The 17,677-nt window shown below is 61.0% G+C and carries 14 protein-coding genes and 1 pseudogene; 6 read left to right on the top strand and 9 right to left on the bottom strand.

All coding sequences use genetic code 11. The features are described 5' to 3' along the window. Positions 1-17: 17 nt before the first annotated feature. Complete coding sequence (locus RPE78_RS02210) at positions 18-866, top strand: helix-turn-helix transcriptional regulator (RefSeq protein ID WP_330647118.1); 849 nt, start codon at positions 18-20, stop codon at positions 864-866. Between the two features lie 120 nt (positions 867-986). On the opposite strand, the gene RPE78_RS02205 is transcribed toward RPE78_RS02210, so the two are convergent. The 4 genes from RPE78_RS02205 to RPE78_RS02190 form a co-directional block, all read right to left on the bottom strand. Then, a complete protein-coding gene (locus RPE78_RS02205) occupies positions 987-4,280 on the bottom strand; it encodes an error-prone DNA polymerase (RefSeq protein WP_406721115.1) in 3,294 nt (1,097 codons plus the stop codon). Further along, positions 4,277-5,728 carry a Y-family DNA polymerase gene (locus tag RPE78_RS02200; protein WP_406721114.1) on the bottom strand — a complete coding sequence of 484 codons (1,452 nt, stop codon included), beginning with the start codon at positions 5,726-5,728 and terminating at the stop codon, positions 4,277-4,279. Before RPE78_RS02200 ends, RPE78_RS02205 begins: the two co-directional genes overlap by 4 nt. Next, positions 5,643-6,221, bottom strand: a complete 579-nt coding sequence (locus RPE78_RS02195) for an ImuA family protein (protein WP_406721113.1) — start codon at positions 6,219-6,221, stop codon at positions 5,643-5,645. The genes RPE78_RS02200 and RPE78_RS02195 overlap by 86 nt, the downstream gene beginning before the upstream one ends. 137 nt (positions 6,222-6,358) lie before the next feature. Beyond that, positions 6,359-6,991 carry a tyrosine-type recombinase/integrase gene (locus RPE78_RS02190; protein ID WP_406721112.1) on the bottom strand — a complete coding sequence of 211 codons (633 nt, stop codon included), beginning with the start codon at positions 6,989-6,991 and terminating at the stop codon, positions 6,359-6,361. A gap of 514 nt (positions 6,992-7,505) precedes the next feature. Here RPE78_RS02190 and RPE78_RS02185 point away from each other — a divergent pair. Next, on the top strand, positions 7,506-8,537 hold the full coding sequence (locus RPE78_RS02185; protein WP_406721111.1) for a hypothetical protein: 1,032 nt from the start codon (positions 7,506-7,508) through the stop codon (positions 8,535-8,537). Between the two features lie 525 nt (positions 8,538-9,062). Here the strand turns inward: RPE78_RS02185 and RPE78_RS02180 are convergent. The 5 genes and pseudogenes from RPE78_RS02180 to RPE78_RS02160 all read right to left on the bottom strand — a co-directional run. Further along, positions 9,063-9,548, bottom strand: a pseudogene (locus RPE78_RS02180) (transposase); the annotation flags it as partial. 268 nt (positions 9,549-9,816) lie between these two features. Continuing rightward, the gene (locus RPE78_RS02175) at positions 9,817-10,941 is read right to left on the bottom strand and encodes a sugar phosphate isomerase/epimerase family protein (RefSeq protein ID WP_406721110.1); all 1,125 of its coding nucleotides are present in this window, start codon (positions 10,939-10,941) and stop codon (positions 9,817-9,819) included. 18 nt (positions 10,942-10,959) lie between these two features. Continuing rightward, positions 10,960-11,781, bottom strand: a complete 822-nt coding sequence (locus tag RPE78_RS02170; protein ID WP_406721109.1) for an amino acid ABC transporter permease — start codon at positions 11,779-11,781, stop codon at positions 10,960-10,962. Positions 11,782-11,785: 4 nt separating this feature from the next. Beyond that, on the bottom strand, positions 11,786-12,706 hold the full coding sequence (locus tag RPE78_RS02165) for an ABC transporter substrate-binding protein (protein ID WP_406721108.1): 921 nt from the start codon (positions 12,704-12,706) through the stop codon (positions 11,786-11,788). 213 nt (positions 12,707-12,919) lie between these two features. Next, the gene (locus tag RPE78_RS02160) at positions 12,920-13,624 is read right to left on the bottom strand and encodes a GntR family transcriptional regulator (RefSeq protein WP_406721107.1); all 705 of its coding nucleotides are present in this window, start codon (positions 13,622-13,624) and stop codon (positions 12,920-12,922) included. 238 nt (positions 13,625-13,862) lie between these two features. Here RPE78_RS02160 and RPE78_RS02155 point away from each other — a divergent pair, with 238 nt between their 5' ends. From RPE78_RS02155 to RPE78_RS02140, 4 genes are read left to right on the top strand one after another with little or no spacing between them, the layout of a single operon-like run. Then, on the top strand, positions 13,863-14,930 hold the full coding sequence (locus RPE78_RS02155; protein WP_406721106.1) for an ABC transporter ATP-binding protein: 1,068 nt from the start codon (positions 13,863-13,865) through the stop codon (positions 14,928-14,930). A 3-nt stretch (positions 14,931-14,933) separates the two neighbouring features. Next, positions 14,934-15,965 (top strand): extracellular solute-binding protein, encoded by a 1,032-nt coding sequence (locus tag RPE78_RS02150; protein WP_406721105.1) that lies wholly within the window; start codon positions 14,934-14,936, stop codon positions 15,963-15,965. 21 nt (positions 15,966-15,986) lie between these two features. Next, positions 15,987-16,817, top strand: coding sequence for an ABC transporter permease (locus RPE78_RS02145; RefSeq protein WP_406721104.1), 831 nt, complete (start codon positions 15,987-15,989; stop codon positions 16,815-16,817). Then, entirely contained in the window at positions 16,810-17,634 is an 825-nt protein-coding gene (locus RPE78_RS02140) for an ABC transporter permease (RefSeq protein ID WP_406721103.1), read from the top strand. The genes RPE78_RS02145 and RPE78_RS02140 overlap by 8 nt, the downstream gene beginning before the upstream one ends. The last annotated feature ends 43 nt before the right edge of the window (positions 17,635-17,677 follow it).

The following is a 17,677-nucleotide window of genomic DNA, read 5'->3' as shown; positions in this document are numbered from 1 at the left end:
CTATTACTGGCAGCACCATGAACACCCGTCTATTCCGTACTCGTCAGGATCTGGCGGATTTCCTGCGCCGCAAACGCGCCAGCGTACAGCCTGAGGAGGTCGGCCTGCCGCGCAGTCCACGCCGCCGCACCCCCGGCCTGCGGCGCGAGGAGGTCGCGACCGTCGCGGGGATCGGCCTGAGCTGGTATACGTGGCTGGAGCAGGGACGAGACATCCGTGTTTCTGCTCATCTTCTCGACAGCGTCGCGCGCGCCCTTCGGATGAGCCCCGAAGAACGCCAGCACCTGTACCTTCTTGCGCAGAACCGTCCGCCCTCGGCCCCGGCAGATACATGGTGCGAGATGCCGCCGTTGATCCGGGTGCTTCTGGACGACTTGACGCAGCGACCTGCATTCGTGATGAACCTTCGCTGGGACGTGATCGGATGGAATGCCGCGGGCGACGGCCTGTTCGGGTTCTCGGACTACCCGAAGGGCCAGCGGAACATGCTCTGGATGTATTTCGCAGATGAACGGCTGAGCTGTCGCGTGCAGGACTGGCCCCGGCAAGCGGCCCAGATCGTCGCCAGCTTCCGACGTGACTATGCTGCCGGACATCACCGGAGCGACATGCAAGACTTGGCAGATCATTTGCAAACGGCGTCCCGCACCTTTCGTCGCCTGTGGCGCGACCATGACGTGCAGGGCCAATGTGAGGGGCGTCGCAGTTTCGAGATGCCAGACCGAGGTCAGGTTGCATTCGATCATACAACGCTGATCGTCGATCAGGACCGGCATCTGCGCCTCGTATACTACGTGACGGTGGAGGGAAACCCTGCGGACACCCTGTCGATAAGACGTAGTGCTATCGATCTTGCATCTGAATGAACGTTTTGGGCTCGAAGCGGTCATACGGCGGTGCGGCAGGTTGTTTTCGAGGGTCGCGACACCGTATCGACGCGATCGGCCCTATCCGGACATTCGCCGCGATGAACATGAACGGCGGCTTCAATGGAAATCGCGGCTGGGGAAGAGGCGTTTGGCTTGTTCGCGGGGGTGGTGGGCCGTGCGGCGCGGGCGGGGGGCGTCATCGGCGGGCGGATGGGTTTGGCCGACGACCGCGCCCATCGGGTGGCCAAGGTTGGACAGCCGCGCCGAGATATCCTCGATCCTGCTGGCGATCACATGGGTGACGATGCCTTCGCGCTGTAACATTCCCGTCACGCGCAACAGCCGCCCGCCCATCACCGCATGGCGGAAGGCCGCGTAGATCTTGGGCCAGACCACCACATTGCACACCGCCGTTTCGTCTTCGAGCGTCAGGAACACCACGCCCGATGAGGTGCCGGGGCGCTGGCGGGTGATAACCAGCCCGCAGACGGTGACGCGCTGCAAGGGCGCGTGAACCAGATCGCTATGCTGGGTCAGGCCGGGCAGTGCGGGGCGCAACAGCTCCATCGGATGGGCGCGCAGCGTCAGGCGGGTGGCGATATAATCCTCGACCACCTCCTCGCCCAAGTGCATCTGCGGCAGCGCCACCGCCGGCTCGCGCAACCCCTCGCCATCCAGCGGATCGGAAAACAGCGGCAGCGGCGCGGGCGCACGGATCGCCTTCACTGCCCAGAGCGCATCGCGGCGGTTGAGCCCCATCGCGGCAAAGGCATCGGCCTCGGCCAGACGTTCCAGCACCGCAGGCGCGATCCCCGCGCGCAGCCACAGGGCTTCGGGGTCGGGATAGCCATTGCCGCGCGCAGCCACGATCCAGCCCGCGTCTTCGGCCCGCAAGCCCTTGATCTGGCGAAACCCCAGCCGCAGGGCCAGTGTGCCGTCACTGCGCCGCTCAAGGCTATTGTCCCAGCCTGAATGGTTGACGCAGATGGGGCGGACCTCGACCCCATGCTCGCGGGCATCACGCACAAGCTGTGCGGGTGCGTAAAACCCCATCGGCTGGGAATTCAGAAGCGCACAGGTGAAGACCGCCGGATGATGGCATTTCAGCCAAGACGATACATAGGTCAGCATGGCGAAGGCCGCCGCATGGCTTTCGGGGAAACCGTAATCGGCAAAGCCCTCGATCTGGGCGAAACAGGCCTCGGCCACCTGCATTGGATAGTCGCGCGCCATCATCCCACGCAGAAAACGGTCGCGATGCTCGCCGATCGTGCCCATCCGCCGGAAGGAGGCCAGCGAGCGGCGCAACCGGTCGGCCTCTTCGGGACTATAGCCCGCGCCGATCACCGCGATCTGCATCGTCTGTTCCTGAAACAGCGGCACGCCCAATGTTTTGACAGTCACGGCTTCCAGTGCGGGGCCGAAAGGCTCGGGGGCTTCCAGCCCCTGACGGCGGCGGATATAAGGTTTGACCATGCCGCCCTGAATCGGGCCGGGGCGGACAATCGCCACCTCGATCACCAGATCATAGAAGGTCGCAGGCTTCATCCGCGGCAGGAAATTCATCTGCGCGCGGCTTTCCACCTGAAACACCCCCACCGCGTCTGCACGGGTCAGCATGGCATAGGTGGGCTTGTCTTCCTGCGGCACGGTATCGAGCGTGTGATGGATCCCCTCATGCTCGGCCAGCAGATCGAAACTTTTGCGCAGGCAGGTCAGCATACCCAAGCTGAGCACATCGACCTTCAGGATGCCAAGCGCGTCGATATCATCCTTGTCCCATTCGATACAGGTCCGCCCCTCCATCGCGGCATTCTCGATGGGACACAGATCATCGAGCCGCCCCTGCGTGATGATGAACCCGCCGACATGCTGGCTGAGATGACGCGGAAAGCCGATGATCTCGCCAATCAGCTTCAGCGTCAGCCCCAGCCGCCGGTCGGAAGGGTCAAGCCCCAGTGCCCGCACGCGGTCGGAGTCCGCCCCACCATTTGACTGCCCCCAGATATCACCCGACAGCCGCGCGGTCAGGTCTTGGGACAGCCCCATGACCTTGCCCACCTCGCGGATGGCGGCGCGGGTGCGGAAATGGATGACGGTGGCGCAAAGCCCTGCGCGCTCGCGCCCGTAGCGGTCATAGATCCACTGGATGATTTCCTCGCGGCGCTCATGCTCGAAATCGACATCGATATCGGGCGGCTCCTTGCGGTGACGCGAGATGAAGCGTTCGAACACCATGCCGATCATATCGGGGGAAACATCGGTGATGCCCAGCAGGTAGCACAGGATGGAATTGGCGGCCGACCCGCGTCCCTGACACAGGATGCCGCGACGCCGTGCCTCGGCCACGATATCATGCACGGTCAGGAAATAGGGCGCATAGCCCAGTTCCGCCACAGTGCCCAGTTCCTTGGCCATCAGCAGATGCACCCGTTCGCTCGCGCCCTGCGGATAGCGGCGTTTCAGCCCCTCGCGGGCCAGCCGGTCCAGCCGCGCCTGCGGGGGGTCGCCATCGCTGCCCTCATCGGGATAGTCGTAGCGCAGCTCTGACAGATTGAAACTGCAGCGCCCCGCGATCTCTAGCGTGCGTTTGATCGCTGCCGGATGATGGCGGTAAAGCCGCGCCATATCTTCCGCGCCCTTCAGGCGGCGTTCGCCATTCAGCAGCGCCCGCGTGCCGATCCGGTCGATGGTGATCCCTTCGCGCAGGCAGGTCAGCACATCGGCCAGCGGGCGGCGGGCGGCGCGGTGCATCAGCACATCGCCCACTGCCACCATCGGCGTGTTACAGCGCAAAGCCTGCGCCGCGCAGGCCCGAAACCACGCCTGATCGGAGCCATCATAGCGCGGCGCGGCCCCCAGAAAGACATAGCCCGGATAGCGCCGCGCCAGCTTTTGCACAGGTTCGGGCGCAAGATCGGCATCCGGCAGCGCGATCAGGATCATCCCCTGACATCTCGTTTCCAGATCGGCCAGATCCAGATCGCAGCCGCCTTTTTCCGCCCGCCGCTTGCCCAAGGTCAAAAGGCGCGACAGCCGTTCATAGGCGGCGCGGTCGGTGGGCAGCGCGACCCAGTCCACCGGACAATCGCGCAGCACCAGCCGCGCCCCCACGATCAGCTTGGGCAGGCGCGGCACCTCCGGCACGGGCAGATCCTGCGGCAGGCCGACCTCCTGGCGCGAGCAGCTATCGACCTGATGCGAAGAGCGCACGCGCAGGCTTTCGGTCAGTTCCTCGCGCAGCGATTTTAGCGCCGAATAGGCCCGGACCACCCCCGCCAGCGAATTGCGGTCGGTGATCGCAATGGCCGAAAGTCCCAGTTCGGTGGCGCGCAGAACCAGTTCCTCGGGGTGGGATGCCCCTGTGAGGAACGTAAAATTCGAGGTCACACAGAGTTCGGCATAGCTCATGCGAATTCTCCCTGCACATACCAGCCGGGCTTTTGCGGCGTGTAGAACAGCCACAGCCTGCGGCCCTCGCGCGTGTCGATCTTCCAGTAATCGCGCAGCCCCGAGGCCCAAGCCGGATCCTCGCGCCACCATTCCGGCGCGATCCGTTCGGGGCCCGTGGCGCGCCCTGTCGTGAAGGTCATCCGCCGCCAGCGGAAGCGCGCGGGCGGCTCTGCCCCTTTGGCCATGATAGGCTCGGGCGGGAATAGGGTAATCGGGCGTGGGCGTGGCACATGCCAGTCGCTGGCGGGCAGGCTATGGGCGGCGGGCACCGTCATAAAGCTGCGTTCGGGGATATGGCTGTCGGTCGGTTGGAAACGTTGGATATTCTCCAGTCCAATGCGTGTGCCGATCCGCGTGATCAGATCGTTCAGCCGGTCCGCGCTGTGGTCTGCACTGCCGATCTGCTGCACGGCCAGTGGTTCGACCTGCACGGCTTCCAACCGCATCATGTCGATGCCGAACCCTGCATCGACCGTATCGACCCCGCGCTGGAACAGCGGCAGGATGCGGGCGGCATCGCGCATGGGGGCGGCCAGACGCAGTTCGACCTGCTGGCTGGCCTGATCGACGCGGCGCAATGTCAGCATCAGCCGCCGCGCGCCCATATGCTGTGCCAGAAGCTTGGTGCAGAGCGGCTCCAGCAGGCGCTCGGTTACGCCCATCACATCGCTCACCAGCCCGATCGGTTCGGGCAGGGTCATGCGGGTGGCGTAATGCGGCGGCTCGGGCTCGGGGGTGACAGGCTCGGGCACCGCGCCCATCGCCTGATCCAGCCGCAACAGCAGATCCGGCCCGAAACGGCGGGCCAGTGGCGCGCGGGTGGCCCCCTGCAGATCGCCGATTGTGCGCAGGCCAAGCCGTTGCAGCGCGGTGACGGTTTCGGCCCCGACCCGCAGAGCGGCCACCGGCAGATGCGCCAGATCCTCGTCCTCGCCATAATGCGCCCGCGCCCAAGCCGCTCCGCGCGTGGCCGCAAGACCCAGCCGCAGCGCGACACCCGCCCGCGCCATGGCCGCGCGCATATCCGCCAGCATGGCCTCTTCGCCGCCCCAAAGATGGGTCGAGCCGGTCACATCCAGCACCAGCCCATCCTCGCCCTCGCGCCCGACCCATGGGCAATAGCGCATCGCCCAACGGCGCAGCACGCCCAGAAACCGCGCATCCAGATCGGGGCGCGCAGGCTTTATGCGCAGATCGGGGCAAAGCGCGCGGGCATCTGCCAAGCTCATGCCGCGATGCAGGCCCAGCGATTGCGCGGCCTCGTTCAGACAATAAAGGCGCTCGGCATTTCCCTCCTTGCGGATCAGCGCGAAAGGGGCCTCATTCGGGCAGCCCCGCAGAACCCGGTTGGAAGCCAACCGGGGGAACCACATGCAGATGATGCGTCTGCGGGTCCCAGCGAACATACCAGACTCCAAGTGTTCCTGATTTGTTCTTAATAATTTCCCAGTGCATCAGAGTCGAGTCTTCCTGCGCGGGATCGAACACCGGCGTCGCGCGCCAACGGGTCTCGGCGGCATTCGACCCCATACCCTCGGGAATGATGCATAGCCCCGTCGTACCGCCTGCTTTCGCCGCCAGCTGCAGCCTACGGCCTTCGCGCAGATCCAGCGGGCGGGTGATTTCCAGCACGACAAAGGGCACCACCCCGTCCTTCAGTGCTTCTTCGGCCACAGCCAGCGCGTCAGTCTGGCTGTCGGGCCGTGCGAGAAGGATGTCCGATGGTGCCCCGTAGGCCTCCATCCCCTGCGGCAAAACGATATCCGCCAGCCATGCCTCCCTGATCCAGAGCCCATTCGTGCCCGCACAGAGCGCCGCAAAGGCAAAGGCCGCTGGACCACAGACTTCGTGGACCCGTGTCGATCGTAAGGAGGGGTGAGGAGTTATCAAGGGGTGCATTGGGGCAGTGTAAGGCCAAAGCCCCGCGACTCCAAGGATGGTGTCGCGCCATGATGATATATGCTTTGCAAGCGGACGTTTATGTTGTGCTTTGCAAATGTTCGGAGTGGGCCGTCTGTTACGACGGCCCAAGGCCTTCAGATTTCTACCGCCTCTGCGATGGTCAGCGCATCTTCGAGTTCAACGCCGAGATAGCGCACCGTGCTATCCATTTTCGTATGGCCCAACAAAAGCTGAACCGCGCGCAGGTTGCCGGTTTTGCGGTATATCTGCGCCACCTTGGTCCGCCGCATGGAGTGGGTGCCATATGCGCTCGGCTCTAGGCCGATTGAGGTCACCCATTCACGCACCAGACGAGCGTATTGCCTCGTGGAAATATGAAGGCGCTCGTGGAAGCGGCCTGGCCACAAATGTTCCGATCCGATCATCAAGGGATCCTCGAGCCAAGCCACGACAGCCTTTCGCGTGCCCTCGGTGATCTCGAAGCTTACCGGCTTACGCGTCTTGCTCTGGACGATGGAAGCGCGGTGCTTGACCTGTCCGGCAGCATAGACGTCAGCGACCTTTAGTTTCACCAAGTCGCAGCCCCGCAACTTGCTGTCGATGGCGAGATTGAAAAGCGCCAGCTCTCGGATTTTCTGCGCGATCTCAAGGCGAACTCGGATCGCCCATACGTGTTTTGGTGCAAGCGGTCGCTTCTGGCCGACGATCCGCCCCTTGTTCCAAGCTGGGCGACATGCACGAATGGCAGGCAGATTTGTAGTTGGCATAGTGGTTCCTCCCATCCACCACGCCCACCACGTCCTCGGCAGATTGCCGATCCCCGATCATAGCACACTCGCTGCATTTAGAGACGATCAAGTCGAACAAGACACGCCGCGCCGCCGCAGGTCCGGTTTGACCCAAACCACCGTATGCCGCTGGCGCAGCGTTTCGCAGGTGCAAACAGGCCGCACCGGAAATTTCGACGCAATACTGTCATTCGCCACCCGCCGTTAGAGCGGTTTTGCTTTTGCTATCGCGTGCATTCAGCGCGTGCTTCCGCATTGTCTTGGTCTCCAGATGTCGCGGGCTTGACAGGACGGAGCTAAGGCGGAAAGCTTCTGATAAGCTTTATTTTATCGGTATTTTGATGAACGGAATCATCGTTTCCTTGGCTTTGGCCGCTAATGGCTTCGCCTCGTCTGGCTGTGCTCTCACGGAGGGGATGCGAACTCCTACGCCCTCGCAACAGCTGGGAGCGGATCTCTACCACGAACTTCGACAAATTGTACGGAGGTTTATTTGATGGATGCTGGGCGGCGCGTTTTCAAAGTGTGGTTGGGCCGCGTGCTGTTTGTCCTGTTGCTTTTCTTTGCAAATGGGAGTTTGGCACAGGTCGCCGATACGGATACCCAAGCGCGTTGGCTTTCCTTTGCTAATCGAGTTGAACGAGTTCTCGATAATGGCCGTGCCTCGGTTGCAACGCTGAGGCGAATGCGCGAAGAGCTCATCGCCCAGCAAGGCGCGACCGAAGCGATCATCCGGACCGGCAGTGTACGCGCCCGTGCTGCACGTGCCAGTCTCGAGGCACTGCCGCAGGCGCCGGACAATGATCGATTTGAAGCCGATGACATCGCACTCCGACGCGCAAACCTGCAGGCAGAGGTTGCCCAAGCCGAGGCGCCGATACTCGCGGCGCAGCAGGCCCATGATCGCGCCGGGCTTCTGGTTCACGAGATAGACGCGGCCATCCTGAGACAGTCGCTAGGGGCCGCCCTGACCCGCAGTCCGACTGCGCTCGAAGCGGCCACCTGGACCGCAGCCACCCAAGAGGCGCACAGCTATTTCACATCCTACATTACGCAACTGCGTGGGGAATATGCTGACCCGGATCATCGTGCGCTTCTGCGCGTGACGCTGCCATTCGGCTTGCTCTGCGTTGCGCTAGGGGCAGTGATGATTTTCTGGCTGGACCCCTGGATCGGGCATCGGTTGCATGTGGTTGCCAAACGGCAATCATCCGTCGCTCGTCAAAGGACGATGTTGTTCGGCACCTTTATATTGCACGTTCTGTTGGTGGCCATTGGGGCCTTCTCTATCAGTCTGTTCCCTTCTCTGGTCGATATTTCAACGCCGGTTTCCGCGAGGCTCGTTGGCATCTTGCCGATGATTGTACAGGGCCTCCTGCTCGTTCATGTTCTTGGGCGGGCCCTTTTCCTCTCCCCATTGTCGACCTCGGCTCTTGCGACAAGTGATCACCATCGGGCTTGGACCGGCTACCCTTCGCGAACGGTTTATTCTGATCCATATGACCGCTGGGGGACCACAGGATGAAGACATGGCAGCTTTGCTCCTTTACTCGTGCGATTAGGTGGCAGCGCCGTAAGCCAGCTGTCCGCCCTTCCAGCAGAACAGTTCGCGATCGCGGCGCAGATCTGACCGCCAGGCGAATGACGGGAATGTCCGCATTGCCGACCTTCATCCATCAAGAATACCGCGCGACAAGAGAACCTTCGGCCCGGTCAAGCTGCGACGCAGTGATGGCCAGCCTTGCGGACATTATGAGAGGGCCGAAAACGACCTTGTCGCATTTAACGCCTACGAGCTTCAGAGGATCTGAAGCACGTAAGCGAGGTGAAGCTTTGATTGTAATTGCGTGCTAATAAATTTCTGAATTATATGGATAAAGTATTTTTGTCAGGTAAGGATATGCTTTAAATTCGCACTCATATGCTTCAAATTACATGTCAGTTAAGCATATGAATGCGAATTTTTGAGGCTGGATAAAATTCAGGCCTGTAACGCACTGATGAGCATCATGAAAAATACGGCCTTCCAAGTTTGAAAGCATATGCGTGCTTCCGCCGCGATGGAGCGGATCTTGTTGGCATCTGCCGAGATCAGGCTCGCATCGACCGCGAAACCTTCGCCCGACACCAGATTTTCTTTCAGGCAGCGTTCAACGGTTGTCTCGAAGACCTGACGCAGCAGCCCGCTTTCCCTGAACTTGCCGTGGCGATAGCGGGAGAAGGTCGAGTGATCCGGGACATTGCCTTCCAGACCCAACCGGCAGAACCAGCGGTAGGCCAAGTTCAGATGGACCTCGTCACAGAGCCGGCGCTCAGAACGGATCCCCATGACATATCCTATCACCAGCATCCGGATGATCAGTTCGGGGTCGATCGAGGGCCGGCCAAGGTGGCTGTAGAAGGGACGCAGCGCCTCGCGCAGGGAGTCGCCATTCAGGAACAGATCGATCTCGCGCAGCATGTAGTTGGCCGGGACGTGGCGCTCCAGATCGAAGTCGTAAAACAGCTGCGCCGGTGCTTCTTGCCTGCCCATCATGCCGAAATCCTCCAATCCCCTCATAGTCGAGTGAATCGAAAGACTTGCCGCAGCGCAACAAAGACTTTTTCAACAGTATCGGCGGGAAGCTGCCATTCGCTGCGCGTGCCTATTTCGGCTTACTTGAAGCGTAAGCAGACATTGGGCTGGTCGTTGCTTGGCAAGCCGTGGTGATCGACAAGTAGGGCAAGATCTCTTCAATCTGCGCGCAGATATACGGCATTACTCTACATGCTCGGTAATTTCCGCCCCAAACCGATACGATTTTCTATGCAAGATCCCTTTGGAGCATCTCGAGCACGATCCCCGCTTCCGATGCCTTCCTCCGGATGTGATCCGCAGAGCGCCGAATATAGGATCGGGCCTCGGAATAGCGGTAGCTTTGCTGGGAATAGCTCGGATAGCCGTAATTGCGCGCCTCATAGGCCGCCCAATCCTCGATCTTGCCCTCCGCGATCCTCATCTCGTAGCTATCCACTAGCGCCATATAGGCGTCATATTCCTCGGCACTCAGATCAGGATGGGCGGCGCGCCAGACAGGATCGTCAATCTCGATACATTGGCGCGGGTTCGCGGCGCGGGGTTTGTCGTCGCAAGAGGCGGCCATTTCCAGCGAAAGGTTGAGCGACGGATTGGCCTCGGCCAGAATGGGCAGGATTGCGGCGAAATCCACGATCCCCTCGCCACAGGCGCGGCCCTGGAAGTCGAGCCCCCCCGGAGCACGGGCGACATAGGCATCCTTGATATGGGTCTGGCGGATATGGGGCGCGAGCCTGCGCGCGGCCCAGACCGGATGCTCGCCACGCTGGAGCCCGTTAGCCGTGTCGAAAACGGCCCCAGTAACATCCTCGCCCACGGCCTCGATTAGGTGCAGGATCTCGAAAGAGGTGATCTCGTCATGGGTTTCCATATTCATATGCGAGCCATGGGCGCGCAACACGGGCGCAAGGCGATGCATGATCTTTTCCATCGCCGCCAGTTGATCGACCCAGTCGATATCGGTGCGGAAACGGTCATTGGCCAGACGGCCGGGATATTGGCCCTTGAAATTGCCCGGCGAGATCCACAGCTCATGCAACCCGATCTCGGCGGCACGCTCCACCATGCGGGTCAGACCCGCCATGATATCGCCATTGCCTGCTGCCCGCAGCTCGGTCGCCTCGGCGCTGCAATAGGGGTTGATCTTGCCAAGTCCCGCTTCGAGATAGAGCCCCATCTCGTCGGCCTTGGCACGCAGCTCTTTCAGGAAGCCCGGATCGAGTGTGGGCGACATGTCCAGAACGGTCGGGAAGAAGATCCCGCCCAGATCCATTTCGCGCACATGGTCAAGGCTGGCCATCGGACCGCGCTTGAGGGCTTCGGGAAGTTTTTGCCAGTCGATACCGAGTTTCATGAGAGGGTGTCCTTCAGATCAGGCTCCGCGGCCCTTGGGCGCAAAGCGTTTTTCAAGATAATGCTGGCCGATCTGCGCCACCGTCGTGATAGCGAGATACCAGATGGAGGCCACGAACAGGAGTTCGATGACGAGGAAATTGGCGGAATAGATCTGCTGCGCCATGGTCAGCAGGTCGCGCATCCCGATCACCGAGACGATGGCCGAGGCCTTGAGCATGCCGATCGCTTGATTGCCGGTGGGCGGAATGACCAGCCGTACCGCCTGCGGCAGGATGATGGTGCGCATGATCTGCAGGGGCTTGAGGCCAAGCGCCTGCGCAGCCTCGCGCTGGCCATTATCGACCGCCTTGAGCCCCGCGCGGATGATCTCGGACATGTTGGCTGCCTCATGCAGGCCAAGCGCCAGAAACCCGGCCACTGCGGGCGTGATCAGCCGGTTGATGTCCCAAGGCCCCAGTGTCGGCACGAAGAGTGCGATATTGAACCACAGGAAGATCTGTACGATCAGCGGTACGCCACGGAACCACCAGACAAATCCTGCCGAAATCGCTCGCAGCACCGGATTGTCGCTGATGGCCATCGCAGCCATAACGCAGCCCGTTGCTATCCCGAAGACCATGGCGCCCACGGTCAGCTGCAGCGTCAGGACCACGCCGTTCAGGATGCGTGGATCGACCAGATAGGTAGGGATCTGCCCCCATTGGATGCTCTGGCTCTGGGCCACAACGCCCGCCAACCCCAGCAGGATCGCAATCGCGATCCCGCCTGTCGTTACCTGCCCCCAGCGGATTTTTCGTACACGGGGCGGTGCGCTGAAATCTCTGTCGATGGAGGCCATGGGCTTATTCCACCGGCAGGGAGGCCGCGTCATTGACCTTCACGGTCTCGACGGCCAACGGTGCAAGGCCCCATTTTTCCATGATCTTGCCATAGGCCCCTTCATCGACCATCTGCTGAAGGGCAGCCACGACGGTATCACGCAATTCGGGGTTATCCTTGGCGGTCAGCATGCCCAGATAGCCTACCGCCAGCCGGATTTCCGGTAGCGCCTCGAGGCCTACGCCTTTGCCCACTTGCTTCTCGGTCGTATAGACGCTGGTGGCATAGCCGTTCACCGTCGCATCGGCGCGGCCCGTACGCACCGATTGCAGCACATCGGGCATCTTGGGCAGCGACATAATCTGCATCGGCTCGGTACAGCTTTCGGCAAATTTCGTTACCAGACGGTTCTGGAAGGTGCCCACCGGCACGGCCACGCGCTTGCCGCAGAGATCGTCCATCGAGGCGATTTTTAGCGGATTGCCCTGTGCTACCATGATCGTGGTCGCATCATACATATAGTCGATCACATCGACCTGTTTCTGCAATTCTGGGTCATCATTGATACCCGAGATGGTCATATCGAACCGTTTGGACAGGATCGCGGGCACGATGCCAGCGCCCGCACCCAGATCGGTCATCTCGACCTTGATCCCGAGGATCTCGCCCAAGGCGGCCGCGATATCGGCATCAATCCCCACGAGCTTGCCCGCATCATCGTGAAAACTGATCGGCGGCGTCATATCGGTGGCCACACGTAGCACACCTGCCTCGCGGATCGCCTCCGGCAGTTTGGCCGCAAGTTCGGGCGCAGCCGATACGCCGGACATGGCCTTGAGATCGTCGGAGGCGGTCATCACCTCGGTCATGCCTTGCGCAGACGCTACAGTGGCAAGCGTGAGACCGAGGATCGGGCCAAGGGCGAAACGTGCAGTCAATGTCATGGCAGGTATCCCTGTTGGAGGAGTGGTATCGGGCTCTGATTGGCCTCTATAGCCTCACAATGAACTTCACGAATGAACTTGCGCAAGTTTTTCCGAAACTTTGTGCGGGCATTCTCATTCAAAAATGAAAATGCGCCCGACGGGACTGGCGGGCGCATAGTAGCTGAGCAGCCTTGATGGATAATCAGGCAGAATAAAAACGAAGTGAGTCGCTCACCCTTTGCCGGTCATCCGTTCAAGGATCGCCAGAAACTCATCCTTCTCGCCGTCCACCCCATTATAGCTGATACTGCTTTCCATATCATCCAGATGCACGGCCATTGCCTCGCGGGCCGCATCAAAATCGCCAGATTTAAGATGATTGAGGATCAATTCGTGATGAGAGGTGCCGCAGGTGCAGCCCGTTTGGCGCTCATACATCGCATTAACCAGCGACAGTCGCGTCAGCACATTTTCCAGCATCGCAAGAAGGACGGTATTTCCCGAAAAACCTGCCAGAATATGGTGAAAATCACCGGCAATCCGCTTTTTCTCCGTCTGGTCGGCGCCTGCATGTACGCGTGCTTCATTCTCGATCGTCTTACCGAGAGTTTCGAATTCCTTCTTGCCAAGCTGCCCGTTCAGCGTGTCCATCGCCGCCATTTCCAACACACGCCGCGTAGCCAGAAGGTTCTTTGCCTCTTCCGGTGTTGGGGAGGCCACGAAGGACCCATGGTTGCGGCGGCGTTCGGCCAGATGCTGCTGGGCCAGCATAGAAAGCGCCCCGCGCACCACTGTGCGTGAAGCTCCGAAATGCTGGGCCAGAATGTCTTCTTTCAGTTTGTCGCCTGGCTTCAATGCGCCTTCAAAAATCGCCGCACGCAAAGTTGCGCAAATCACTTCGGAGATGTCGTCAGATAGAATCATGGTGTCTTTCATCGAGAAAGCTCCGCAGCAACAGCGTTTCAAATCATCGAAAACTTAGCGCTTTGGGCGGGTGAAATACAAGAAAACGTTCGCATGACGCTCACTTCAGTTGCAGCCCAAGCTAATATGCACAAATAAAATGCGCAATATTTGCGATTAAATTTCTGAACATACTTTCGCATTGATTTGCGAAAGTATGTCGCGCAACGGTAAATGCATCCCCAGTCGCAACCAATGGAGCACCGGCAGAATGGTCGATATCGGATTGCAGATCTCAGACGTAAATCACAGCTATGACGCCAAGCAGGTGCTGCATGATGTCAGCTTCAATGTGCCCGACGGTAAGGTCGTGGCGCTGCTCGGCCCCTCGGGTTGCGGAAAATCCACTATCCTTCGCGCTATCGCAGGGCTTATCTCGCCAGACCGTGGGCAGATCAGCCTGCACGGGCGGGACTTGACCCGTATTCAGGTGCGCCATCGCAATCTGGGCATGGTCTTCCAGAATTTCGCGTTGTTCTCGCATATGACGGTGGCCGAGAATATCGCCTATGGCCTCAATCATCTGCCCCGCGCCGAACGTAAGGAACGCGTGGCAAAGCTCATGCGCCTCGTGCGTCTGGACGAATTCGCCAACCGCTTTCCGCCGCGCCTTTCGGGGGGGCAACAGCAGCGCGTGGCCGTGGCCCGTGCGCTCGCCACCGATCCGGCAGCCCTTCTGATGGACGAACCCTTTGGGGCGCTCGACCGCGCCTTGCGCGCCGAGTTGCAGGCCGAGTTGGTGCGGATGCAGGAAGATGTGGGCATCACCACCGTCATGGTCACCCATGATCAGGAAGAGGCACAGGCGGTGGCCGGCCAGCTCGTAGTGATGAACGCCGGCCGCGTCGAGCAGGTCGGCAGCCCCGAAGAGATCTATGACCATCCGGTCAGCCTGTTTGTGAACGGGTTCATCGGCCATGCCAACCAGATTGCGGCGACCGTCATCGGCGGCTCAACGCTGCGCACCCGCTCTGGTGCCGAGATCACGCTGAACCGCCCGCTGCATTTCGTGCAGGGCGCAGAGGTGGTTGTCACCTCGCGCCCCGAAGACCTGACGCTTTCACTCAGCGAGATTCCCGCCGCTTTGCCCGCGCGGTTCGAGCGCGCGGTGGTGATGGGACGCTTCCTGATGATCGACGCGACGCTTCCCTGCGGCACCGCCATCAAAGCGCAGATCCTGCGCGACGATGCCGCCCGCCCCGAAAAGGGGCAGGCCATCTGGCTGATCCCCGACACGACCCGACTTCATGTTTTCCCTGCCACCACCACTGGAGCTTGACCCATGACCCATCTGTCCCGCCGTGCCTTCACGATTGCCGGCCTTTCGGCCCTTGCCACCCCCGCGCTGATCCGTAGGGCCTCTGCCGCGACGACCAAAGTGGTGGCCGCAACCTTCCCCGGTAGCTGGGAGGATGCTTATCGCTCGACGCTCACGCCAATGCTGAAAGACGCGGGGTTTGATCTGACCATCGCGCCCTCGCTCGCGCAGGACCAGATCGCCAAGCTGATGGCCTCACCTGGCAATCCGCCCTATGACGCGATCCTCGTCTCGCCCGGTCAGACCGATACGCTGATCAAAGCGGGGCTGATCGAGAAGATCGATCCGTCGCGCCTGAAGAACTGGGACAAGCTGATCCCGGCGGCCCAAGACGAATGGGGCCCGCATGTCACCATCGAGATCAACGGGATCGCCTATAATCCCGACATGGTTGACGAGCCCTCGGGCTACAAAGCGCTGTTTGAGGACCCACAATATGAAGGTCTCGTGGCCTTTACCGGCTTCGAGCAGAATACCGCCGTCATGGCATGGACTGAGATCAACAAGATCTATGGCGGCACCTACGAGAACATGCAGCCGGTCTGGGATCTGATCGGCAAGAATATCGACAAGCTGACCATCGCCACCTCGGGCGATAACCAGATGGCGCTCTACCAGCAGGGCGAGATCGGTGTCTTCATGTGCTCGACGGGCAATGTGGCGCGCCTCAATGATCTGGGCATGAAATGCAATTTTGCCAAGCCCGAGAGCGGCTGCCCCGCCGTGCCAGTCTCGATCCATCTGGTGAAAGGCGCGAAAAACCCCGATGGCGTCTATGCCTATATGGATGCCGCGATCTCGGCCGCCGCCCAAGCGAAAATGGCCGAAGCGCCCACCGCGATGATCCCGATGAATGTCGATGTGCCATATTCGGCGGAAGTGTCGAAATTTATCACCCCCGAAGAGGTGGCCAAAGCCGCCTATCCGGATTGGGTCGCCATCAATCAGCATCGCGCCGAATGGACCGAGACTTTCGACCGCATCGTCGCAATGTAATCTGAACGCAAGGAGGTCACGATGATCCGTAAGGATATGATAGCCGCCTGGCCGCTCATTCTGGCCATGATCCTGTTCTTTGCAGGGCCGCTGCTTTTGCTCTTCGGCATCAGCTTGCGGGGCGAGGATGGCAGCTGGGGGGTGGGAAATTTCGTGACCTTCCTTTCGGACGGGTTCTCGCGCAAGGTGCTCTTTGACACGCTTTGGCTGGGGGTGCGGGTGACCGCGCTTGTCAGCCTCGCCTGTCTGCCGCTGATCATGATGTATTGGCACGCGGGCCGCCGTCTGCGTCAGGTGATCCTGATCGGGGCGCTCCTGCCGATGCTCACCTCGAATGTGGTGCGCACCTTCGCATGGGTCGTGCTTTTGGGACGCAATGGCCCGATCGCGCAATTCCTTGCGGGGCTGGGACTTACCGAGCGTCCGATTTCGCTTCTCTATAGCGAGTTGGGGCTGATCACGGCGCTTGTGCAGATCGAGATGCCGTTCCTATTGCTGCCGGTCTTTGCCGTGATCAACCGCGCTGATCGCGCCACGCTCGATGCCGCCGAGACAATGGGCGCGGGCCCCTGGCGGGCCTGGTTCACCACCATCCTGCCGCAGATCGTGCCAGCGGTGCTGGCGGGCTGGGTGCTGGTCTTTGCGGGGGCGGCGACCTCCTATGTGACGCAAAGCGTCATCGGCGGCGCGCGCCTGATCTTCTTGCCGCAATATGTCTTCCGTCAGGTGGGCGTGCTCTATCAATGGCCGATGGCCGCGACGATCTCGATCCTGCTTCTGGCCTCGACCGGCCTTGTGATGCTGGGTCTTGCCCTTCTGTCCCGCAATGAAAGGCTCCAGAGCCATGGCTGAGAAACGACTGATGGAACACGGATTTTCCGCATGGAGCTACCGGATTTTTGTCTGGGGGGGAGGGGTGTTGATGCTGGCCTATCTGGTAGCCCCGATCCTCACCGCGCTTCTGATGTCCTTCAACAGCGGAGCCACTCTGGCCTTCCCGCCCAAGGGCCTCTCGCTGCGCTGGTATGCGGCGCTTTTCGATCCGGCGGAATCTGCGCCCTTGCATCTCGCGGCGCTCAACTCGCTCAAAGTGGCCGGTGCGGCGGTGGTTGTGGTCACGCTGATCGCAGCGCCCGCCGCCCTTGCCATGGCCCGCGCGCCGCGCCGCGTGGTCACCGTCGTCGAGCCGATGCTGCTCGCGCCCCTCGTGCTGCCCGCGCTCGTCTATTCGCTCTCGGCGCTTCTGGCGCTCAGCCTTCTGGGGCTCGGGACATCGTTCTGGACCGTGCTGATCGGCCATGCCATCGTCTTCGCGCCCCTGATGTTCCGCACCGTGCTGGGGCTTGCCCAACGCCAGAGCGTCTCGCTTGAGGAAGCCTCGGCCACGCTCGGCGCCTCGCGTACCCGCACCTTCCTGAAGGTTAGCCTGCCGGGCATCCTTCCGGGGATCTTTGCAGGGGCCTTCCTTGTCTTCATGCAGTCGCTCGACAATGTCGATGTAACACTCTTCCTTGGCAATCCGGGCGAGGCGATGCTGCCGATGCGGCTCTTCGCGATGCTGCAGGAAAGCCTTGATGGCCGCGTGGCCGCAGTGTCCGGCGTGCTTATTCTGGCGGCCGCACTGCTCCTGATCACCCTTGAATGGCTGAACAAACGCGGCGCCCGCTGAAGTTTCAAACCACCACCACTCACGACCCTGATACCCTTCCGAA

The organism is Thioclava litoralis, from assembly GCF_045278885.1.
In the GTDB taxonomy this organism is placed as follows: Bacteria; Pseudomonadota; Alphaproteobacteria; order Rhodobacterales; family Rhodobacteraceae; genus Thioclava; species Thioclava litoralis.
Note: the sequence above shows the minus strand (reverse complement) of the source record. Positions and strands in the feature narration are given on the sequence as shown.

Excerpts from the sequence above, each read along its gene's own strand:
- RPE78_RS02210 (WP_330647118.1), top strand. The coding sequence starts at position 18 with ATGAACACCCGTCTATTCCGTACTCGTCAGGATCTGGCGGATTTCCTG.
- RPE78_RS02205 (WP_406721115.1), bottom strand. The coding sequence starts at position 4,280 with ATGAGCTATGCCGAACTCTGTGTGACCTCGAATTTTACGTTCCTCACA.
- RPE78_RS02200 (WP_406721114.1), bottom strand. The coding sequence starts at position 5,728 with ATGTTCGCTGGGACCCGCAGACGCATCATCTGCATGTGGTTCCCCCGG.
- RPE78_RS02195 (WP_406721113.1), bottom strand. The coding sequence starts at position 6,221 with ATGCACCCCTTGATAACTCCTCACCCCTCCTTACGATCGACACGGGTC.
- RPE78_RS02190 (WP_406721112.1), bottom strand. The coding sequence starts at position 6,991 with ATGCCAACTACAAATCTGCCTGCCATTCGTGCATGTCGCCCAGCTTGG.
- RPE78_RS02175 (WP_406721110.1), bottom strand. The coding sequence starts at position 10,941 with ATGAAACTCGGTATCGACTGGCAAAAACTTCCCGAAGCCCTCAAGCGC.
- RPE78_RS02170 (WP_406721109.1), bottom strand. The coding sequence starts at position 11,781 with ATGGCCTCCATCGACAGAGATTTCAGCGCACCGCCCCGTGTACGAAAA.
- RPE78_RS02165 (WP_406721108.1), bottom strand. The coding sequence starts at position 12,706 with ATGACATTGACTGCACGTTTCGCCCTTGGCCCGATCCTCGGTCTCACG.
- RPE78_RS02160 (WP_406721107.1), bottom strand. The coding sequence starts at position 13,624 with ATGAAAGACACCATGATTCTATCTGACGACATCTCCGAAGTGATTTGC.
- RPE78_RS02155 (WP_406721106.1), top strand. The coding sequence starts at position 13,863 with ATGGTCGATATCGGATTGCAGATCTCAGACGTAAATCACAGCTATGAC.
- RPE78_RS02150 (WP_406721105.1), top strand. The coding sequence starts at position 14,934 with ATGACCCATCTGTCCCGCCGTGCCTTCACGATTGCCGGCCTTTCGGCC.
- RPE78_RS02145 (WP_406721104.1), top strand. The coding sequence starts at position 15,987 with ATGATCCGTAAGGATATGATAGCCGCCTGGCCGCTCATTCTGGCCATG.
- RPE78_RS02140 (WP_406721103.1), top strand. The coding sequence starts at position 16,810 with ATGGCTGAGAAACGACTGATGGAACACGGATTTTCCGCATGGAGCTAC.